Origin of the sequence: Vibrio nigripulchritudo ATCC 27043, from assembly GCF_000222685.1 — a bacterium.
GTDB classification, from domain to species: Bacteria; Pseudomonadota; Gammaproteobacteria; order Enterobacterales; family Vibrionaceae; genus Vibrio; species Vibrio nigripulchritudo.
In genome coordinates this window covers 1-7,625 of sequence record NZ_AFWJ01000095.1, presented here as the reverse complement: position 1 = coordinate 7,625, position 7,625 = coordinate 1, and the positions used below count along the sequence as shown (strand labels likewise).

The window sequence follows — 7,625 nt, the reverse complement described above, 5'->3', positions numbered from 1 at the left end:
AAACCCTTTTCAGTGGTCAACTGTCGCGCTTCTTCTAAATAACTAAGAGGAAGGACTTTACCATTGATGGTGTTTTCCAGGCTCAGAAGTTTGGTACGCGCAAAATGGAAGTCGTCTGGTTTGATTGCAGCGGCGACTTTCTTTAAACAGATTCGACCATCTGGTTCGTTTTCGATTGGCTGAGGCTGAACAGAACCCAGTACTGCCGCGCCTCCTGCTTCATATTGATAATTGTGTGCCTGTTGCCCACAAATGTATTCGTCACCGCGCTCACAATGACTCATCAGGGCGAGCAAATTGGCTTGCGTGCCGGATGTGGTAAATAACGCGGCTTCAAAGCCGTGTCGCTGCGCTGCCCATTGTTCCAAGTCGTTTACAGTCGGGTCATCACCATACACATCGTCACCCAGTGGTGCATCAATCATGGCTTGTTTCATACTTGGGGTAGGTTGAGTGACAGTGTCTGATCTAAAATCCATTATGTCATTTATCCTTTATGGTCGGCGTTTCATAGTAATCCGCATAACTTGGCTTTGTAAATGCTGGCGATGGTTTTAGCATCGGTTAACTCGTCGTTTTTTATCGCATTTTCAATGTCTTCAAGTGAATGAGGAAGTAGCTCAATAACCTCATCGTCATCGCAACTTAAACGATCGGTCTTTTTTAAATCTTTGGCGACAAACAAGTGTTGTATTTCGTCACAGAACCCTGCTAATGGCGTAACCTGCCCTAAAGAATGCCAACTGCCCGCGCTGTAACCCGTTTCTTCTTCCAACTCTCTTTTTGCACAACATTCTGGAGACTCATCTGGCTCCTTGGTGCCAGCAGGCGCTTCCAATATCCACTTTTTCAGAGACGGACGATACTGCCTGATGAGCAGAATTCGGTTGTCTGGAAGGATTGGTAAAATGACAGCAGCACCCGGATGTACGATGGTCGTGTGGGTAATGGGCTTTCCGGTTGGAAGGTTCAAATCCTCTTCGCAAAGCGAGATATTTTTCCAACTGTGTATTGTGCGGGACATAGCGTTTCCATTGCTTTTTTAATGATACTGCTGGCACGCATCTGTTTTGTAAAGACACAATCATGAAAAAAGTCCTACTTCTGACTTTTCCATCACTTAGCTCAATATTTTCCTGATGAAAATCTCATTTACGTAATCAAAGATTTCTTTCCCATCGATTTGGTGTAGATCTGCTATAAGAGTCTAATAAAACAAGATATTACTTGTAACAAAGTGATAACAAATGTATAAAAATACTAAAATGAAATTATCAAATTTGTCTGATGCCGAGGTGTCGAAATGTTAGGTTCTAATAATCCAACTCATGCTCAGAAGGCACTCTTATCAGAACGTATCAATAAATTGGTGCACGCGCTCTCCGATGGAGTGTACGAAAGAGAACATACCATCAAGCTTTGCCTGCTTGCCGCGCTTTCTGGCGAAAGTGTTTTCTTGCTAGGGCCTCCTGGTATCGCAAAAAGCTTAATTGCAAAACGCTTAATACAAGCTTTCGATAACAGCTCATACTTTGAATACCTGATGACTCGTTTTTCCACACCGGAAGAGGTGTTTGGTCCTTTAAGCATTCAGGAATTAAAAGACAACGGTAAATACGTTCGTCTGACAGAAGGATATTTGCCCACCGCTCAAGTCGTTTTCCTAGATGAAATCTGGAAAGCCGGTCCTGCCATCCTTAATACTCTGCTCACCGTCGTAAACGAAAAAACGTTTAAAAATGGTAACGAAATTGAAAAAGTGCCAATGCGATTGCTGGTGTCTGCTTCAAACGAATTACCTGATGAAGACAGTGGGTTAGAAGCTTTATACGACCGCATGTTGGTTCGAGTGTTCGTAAACCGAATTCAGGATAAGCAGAACTTTCGTTCTATGCTTACAGTAGGTACGCCGCAAGAGGCGCAAATTCCGGAAGGGCTGGCGATCACCAATGAAGAGTATCACCAGTGGCTTCAGGATTTGGACACACTCTCTTTGTCCGAGTCAGTATTTGAAAAGCTGTATCAGTTGAAAAGCATGATTGAGCAACGTGTTGACAGTGGTGTTGATATTGCTGATACGGATCTTTATGTGTCTGACCGTCGCTGGAAAAAGGCAGTGAAGTTACTCAAAGCCAGTGCGTACTTTAACGGGCGAGACACCATTAATCCTCTGGACTTGTTGTTACTGCAGGATTGTTTGTGGAACAGCCCTGAATCGCGTGAGATTGTGGAAGAAGTGGTTCGTGATTTCGCCATCAATCATGCATTTGATCAGGTTACGATCAATCAACAGATCGAAACCTGCAAAGAGGAACTGGACGAAGTTCAGGATGAATTGGAAGCCAAACACGCTATGCATCTGTCCGTAGACAGCACAGGTAAACTACTTAAGAAAGAGATTCACCATTTCGATACAGGTAACGCCAAGCGTTATCAGGTCGGGCGTGACTCTGGATTGGTGAAACTTGCGCTGCTGCAAAGCAACATGTCTGTTTGGGAAGGGGAAAAAGGCAATACCCGCTGGGTTTACCTTTCAATGACAGAGCTGGAGAAGGTGATCAAAGAAGGGGGTGGCGATGCCTACGGTTACGTCAACCAAAACACCAATCTGGGGCGTCTGAAGTTTGGTCTGGACGCTGATGAGCAGTTGGTGATTAAAGACATCGCAAACCGCTCGGTCCTGGTTACTTTGGTGACTAACGATGGGCTGGAGGAAGAACTGTTCCAGGAGTGGAGCGAGAAAGCCAATCACGCACTGGAACAACTTACGGCGGCCGAGCATCACCTAAGACAGGTTAAATCCGATTTTCATGGCGCGCTGCCACACAGCTTTATTGACCCGGAGCTACCGACACAAATGGAAGCCAGCATTCAGTCCATCACTCATACGCTTGAGTCGACAAAAGCCGAATGCGAGAAAGTGGCGTTTCGCATCAAACACCTAAACGAGTACTTCGAATAGGAAGGGGACGGAATGTTAGGGGCTGATAGTTTAAATCTGGCGTTAATGATTGCAGATTCAGGGCTGATAGATACGGCGGTCAACGACTTGATGGCACGTTCTCAAGTCATGATGGTGGCAGAAAACAATCGCGGCGTTAAATCTTCAATGAAGAACCACCTTCTTAAATGGCGCGGCAAAGTTAAACGCAAAATGACCAAGGTGTGCGATACCGAGCATTTTCGTAACGAACTGGCACTTTATCAGGAAGTTATTCATTGGACGGAAGACGAGTTTTTCGTCAAGATCCACGACGTGATCAAGCGTCTGGAATGGCATTCTGCGTTCTATTTGCAAGCCAGACGCCTGCTTGAAAAGAACAAAGGGGTCAACAACCCGATGTTCCCGCATTACTTCTGTGACCAGTGGTACAAGAGCCTGAGCGAGGCGCTTAAACAAGCTCAGGTCAGCGAATTGGAAAGTGACAAAGAAAAGCTGCTCGAAGACTTGTACCAACGCATCGAAACCATGAAGAACATGGACAAGGTGACGGAATCTGGTGAAGAAGCGCAAATCGGTAAACTTTGGGATATGGCGTCTGCCAAGTTGTCTAAAACCGACATTTCAACCATGAAGCATCATGCAGACTTCCTAAAAAAGAACGAAACCTTGCAAGACATCGCTGAAAAGCTTGGGCGCATGGCCAGTGAAGTTGAAGACCCAGATCTGAACAAAGCCCCAAATGAAGAGTTAAGAGTCGTCGAAGAGAAAAGTGACGAAGCCACAGACGACATTGTAGGTATTCACGAAAGTGATGATCTCAACAAATTGCTTCCTAATGAAACCATGTTTCTGGCGTATCCTGAACTGGAAGTGGTGTTCTACAAGCATCTGATCGACAAGCGCCTGATGAATTACAAAACTCAGGGCAAGTCGCGAAAACTTCGCAAGGTGAGGGCAGTGACGCCAGACAACGCGAAGGTCGATATCGAAAAAGGACCATTCATCATTTGTGTGGATGCGTCCGGCTCTATGAGCGGTTTCCCGGAGCAATGCGCCAAAGCAATGGCCTACGCGCTGATGCAAATAGCTCTGGCGGAAGGGCGCGAGTGCTACGTTATTATCTTCTCGACCGAGCAAATCACCTATGAGCTGACTAAGCAGGATGGGTTACGCGAAGCCAGTGACTTCTTGTCTTATACCTTCCACGGCGGTACTGATATAGATCCGGTCATTGAAAAATCTATCGATTTGATGTCATCGGATAAATACCGCAATGCAGATTTGGTTGTGATTTCAGACTTTATTGCACCTAAACAACCAGAACACATTCTGGAAAAAGTGAATCAGTTAAAAGAGAAATCAAATCGCTTCCACGCAATCAGTTTATCTAAATATGGGAACCCTCAGTTAATGTCGATGTTCGACCATTGCTGGGCATACCACCCAAATCTTGTGGGCAGAATGTTCAAGAAGTGGTAACGCTTTACTTTCTGTCTTCTTAAACCTAATTTTTTCAATATTTCCAAATAGTGATTTTTAACCAAATAAAGATCAAACAAACGTCGGTTTGCTTTATTAAGCATCAACCGAATGAAAAACTTAAATTTTTGTTTGACTCCTGTTGGTGAATCCGTAAAGTGTGCATCGAACGCGGCGGGAGAGACTCCTAAAGCAGTTCGGTTTGGCGTGTTGGCAGAGTGGCTATGCAGCGGATTGCAAATCCGTGGACCTCGGTTCGACTCCGGGACGCGCCTCCATTGCGACACTAGCTCAGTTGGTAGAGCGCAACCTTGCCAAGGTTGAGGTCACGAGTTCGAACCTCGTGTGTCGCTCCAAATTTTAGTTTGACGATGTTTCGTTAAACTGCGACACAAGGTTTCTTGTGTGTCGCTCTAAATTTTGAAGTGTTGTTTTTATAGAAAATGATGCTGAAGATGGTGTCTTACCCATCGCAATAAAGAATTGCGTGCCCTGGTGGTGGAATTGGTAGACACAAGGGATTTAAAATCCCTCGGCGTTCGCGCTGTGCCGGTTCAAGTCCGGCCCGGGGCACCATCTACAAAGGCTTATCTTTTCACAAAGATAAGCATAACAAATAAAGGCGCCTTGGCAGAGTGGCTATGCAGCGGATTGCAAATCCGTGGACCTCGGTTCGACTCCGGGAGGCGCCTCCATTCTTTGAATGAATAGAAAACCCCAGAAGGTATCTTCTGGGGTTTTTCTTTTTCTAACTGAGCGCAAAGCTACAATTTAAACATCTTTGCAGTGCGGGGTGGCAGTTCAAAGGTGTGATAACGCGAGCTTACCGTTTCTGTTGATCCTGAAAGTACGTCTTTATATGGCATGTGCCAGTTAAATTCGTGTTGGTAGGTATCCACAGTTATATGCTTGCTTTCTCCACATTTATTAATACCAACCACGCCTTGCTTACCGCGTTTAAACAGCAACGTGCATTGGTCACTATGCACCACGGTCATCCCTTGTCCCTGCATCGCGTTGTGGAAGTTGAGCATTTTAACCATGGTTGAATCATTCCATACGTTTGCCCAGCGACCGTTGTCCTGATCTTCGCTGTCTGGCAACTCGTCACTGTAAATCAGCGGGACGCCACCATCACGCCCTAAAACATAGGCATAAGCCAGTTCTTCATCTTTTGGATCTAAGATTTGATGTCTGAAATCCGCATTGTTTGGAATGTCGTGTGTGACCGTGAAGGTAATCGCTCTTGTGCTTTCCAACGCCTGACCGTAAGCCTTTGGATCATGCAGCAAAGTCATACTTCCGTTATAAGAGAAAGCACGTCGGATTGAAGAAAAGAGCGGGAAATCGTACGCGGAATGATTGGTGCCATTCAGATAAGGGACAAGGAATCCGTCGTAGCTGGAATCACCCTGACCACTTCCGGTAATGACTTCACCAAAAATATGCATGTTGGCAGAGATCTGCGGTGTGAAAATCTGATTGATGTGGTGAAGGCTCATGTGTTTTACCGCGTCGACACGAAAGCCTTTGACCCCCATGTTTTTTAGAGCAGCGAGATATTGCCTTTGCTGGTCTATCACCCACGGATTCACTTCTAGGTCTGGTAGACCAGTGTCTCCGTTAGCTCCACATAATCGCCAGTACTGCACGTGTCCTGGGTTTTCCCAGTCAGTAATGCACCCAGCAGGATGAAAATCAGCAGAAGAATACTGATTGTGACTCAAATCGCCATACAGAGTTTGTGCAGCGTAGTAACCCGCACGCTGTTGGTAATCCTGAATTACATCGCTTCCCGGATAGTTGAGTCCATCCTGTTTGAGCGATTCGTTCGCCATGTGATTCATCACAACATCTGCGTAAACATCAACATTGTACTGAGCCAGTGCGTTGATCATGTTTTGTAAATCTTGCTTGTTTCCGATAGGGGAGTCGATAACCCTGAAATCGAGCGGCTGATAGCGCGCCCACCATTTGTCTCCGCGAGACTTTATAGCGGGGGAAATCAACACCTTTTTATAGCCTGCTAGTGCGATTTGTTCTGCTCGCGCAGTGACATCGGAATAATGCCAGTTAAACGCGTGCAAAATAGCTTCAGCAGAGGCAGTTGTAGGAATGGAGAGGCAAGCAATCACAGCTAGTGATGGTTTTATGGATTTTTTCATAGTCTTTGTCTCTTATTATTGGAATAACAAAATCTATGCTTATTGACCAAAGAGTAAACTCAAAAATGTGGTAACCGGAAACCTCATCAACAAGTGTAGGGGTGAAACTTTCTATGATGTGGATTTGATAGAATTTTGTACGTTGTACTCGCTTCTATAATTCTGGCTATGGCATATTAGGGCGGTTTGAGTATATATTCCTAGGCCAAACAGAAGGTTAAGGGCGAAAGGCAAAGCTAATGAAGAAACCGCAAAAGCTGGCTAATGACTTAAAGAAGCAGATCGAACATAAGATCTGGCTGAGCGGTGAAAAGCTTCCTTCCATACGCGCAACCTGTAAGCGATATAAGCTGAGTATAGAAACGGTACTGCAAGCGTATCAGTTACTCGAAAATCAGGGATACATTCAGGCTAAACCTAAATCCGGCTATTACGTGATGCCTCAGCGAGGAATTCATCTCGGTGATGATAAGGTTAAAAAGCTAGAACCGTTTCCAGTAAAAATCAGCGACCTGCTTTACGACGTTCTCCACCGAGCCAAAGACCCGAGCATCATTCCACTCAGCAGCGCGTTTCCTGATCCTGCTTTGTTTCCGCATCAGGCATTATCCCGCAGCCTGGCTAACGCAAGTCGGCAGATGCCGAGTAACAGTATGCTGACAAACCTGCCTCCCGGCAGCGAATCTTTGCGCCGGCAAATTGCACAACGCTACCAACAACGTGGGTTAAATGTGCTGCCCGAGGAAATCGTGATTACCTCTGGTGCTATGGAGGCTCTGAATCTTAGCCTTCAGGCCTGCACCAAACCGGGTGACAGAGTGGCTATTGAATATCCGGCTTTTTATGGTGTGCTACAGGCGTTGGAACGTTTGAATCTGGAAGCGGTAGAAATTCCTACAGACCCTGAATCAGGTCTGGATCTCGATGTGTTGGAATCGGCGCTCAAAAGCATGGACATTAAAGCGTGCTGGTTTATGACCTACGCGCAAAATCCGGTGGGGTATTCGCTAACGGACAAGCAAAAGCAAAGACTTGCC

At 45.7% G+C, this 7,625-nt stretch carries 6 protein-coding genes and 4 tRNA genes; 7 read left to right on the top strand and 3 right to left on the bottom strand.

Annotated features, from left to right (window positions below):
* Window positions 1-479, bottom strand: a 479-nt coding sequence (locus tag RH89_RS09620) for a GntG family PLP-dependent aldolase (protein WP_004401432.1), incomplete at its 3' end; no start/stop codon positions are given.
* A 29-nt stretch (window positions 480-508) separates the two neighbouring features.
* Window positions 509-1,024 (bottom strand): NUDIX hydrolase, encoded by a 516-nt coding sequence (locus tag RH89_RS09615; protein ID WP_004401430.1) that lies wholly within the window; start codon window positions 1,022-1,024, stop codon window positions 509-511.
* A gap of 279 nt (window positions 1,025-1,303) precedes the next feature.
* Between RH89_RS09615 and RH89_RS09610 the strand changes: the two genes are divergently transcribed.
* From RH89_RS09610 to RH89_RS09585, 6 genes are all read left to right on the top strand, one after another.
* Window positions 1,304-2,962, top strand: a complete 1,659-nt coding sequence (locus RH89_RS09610; RefSeq protein ID WP_004401428.1) for an ATPase RavA domain-containing protein — start codon at window positions 1,304-1,306, stop codon at window positions 2,960-2,962.
* A gap of 12 nt (window positions 2,963-2,974) precedes the next feature.
* The gene (gene viaA, locus RH89_RS09605; RefSeq protein ID WP_004401426.1) at window positions 2,975-4,423 is read left to right on the top strand and encodes an ATPase RavA stimulator ViaA; all 1,449 of its coding nucleotides are present in this window, start codon (window positions 2,975-2,977) and stop codon (window positions 4,421-4,423) included.
* Window positions 4,424-4,627: 204 nt separating this feature from the next.
* Window positions 4,628-4,701 (top strand) — tRNA-Cys (locus tag RH89_RS09600).
* A 2-nt stretch (window positions 4,702-4,703) separates the two neighbouring features.
* Window positions 4,704-4,779, top strand: a tRNA-Gly gene (locus tag RH89_RS09595).
* A gap of 133 nt (window positions 4,780-4,912) precedes the next feature.
* Window positions 4,913-4,999 (top strand) — tRNA-Leu (locus tag RH89_RS09590).
* Window positions 5,000-5,044: 45 nt separating this feature from the next.
* Window positions 5,045-5,118 (top strand) — tRNA-Cys (locus RH89_RS09585).
* Window positions 5,119-5,187: 69 nt separating this feature from the next.
* Here the strand turns inward: RH89_RS09585 and RH89_RS09580 are convergent.
* Window positions 5,188-6,588, bottom strand: a complete 1,401-nt coding sequence (locus RH89_RS09580; protein ID WP_004401424.1) for an alpha-amylase family protein — start codon at window positions 6,586-6,588, stop codon at window positions 5,188-5,190.
* A 239-nt stretch (window positions 6,589-6,827) separates the two neighbouring features.
* Between RH89_RS09580 and RH89_RS09575 the strand changes: the two genes are divergently transcribed.
* Window positions 6,828-7,625 (top strand): aminotransferase-like domain-containing protein (locus RH89_RS09575; RefSeq protein WP_004401422.1); only part of this gene is annotated, 798 nt, incomplete at its 3' end.

What these genes read in the sequence shown, in the direction of transcription:
- viaA (WP_004401426.1), top strand. Translation starts at nt 2,975, where the DNA reads ATGTTAGGGGCTGATAGTTTAAATCTGGCGTTAATGATTGCAGATTCA.
- RH89_RS09615 (WP_004401430.1), bottom strand. Translation starts at nt 1,024, where the DNA reads ATGTCCCGCACAATACACAGTTGGAAAAATATCTCGCTTTGCGAAGAG.
- RH89_RS09610 (WP_004401428.1), top strand. Translation starts at nt 1,304, where the DNA reads ATGTTAGGTTCTAATAATCCAACTCATGCTCAGAAGGCACTCTTATCA.
- RH89_RS09580 (WP_004401424.1), bottom strand. Translation starts at nt 6,588, where the DNA reads ATGAAAAAATCCATAAAACCATCACTAGCTGTGATTGCTTGCCTCTCC.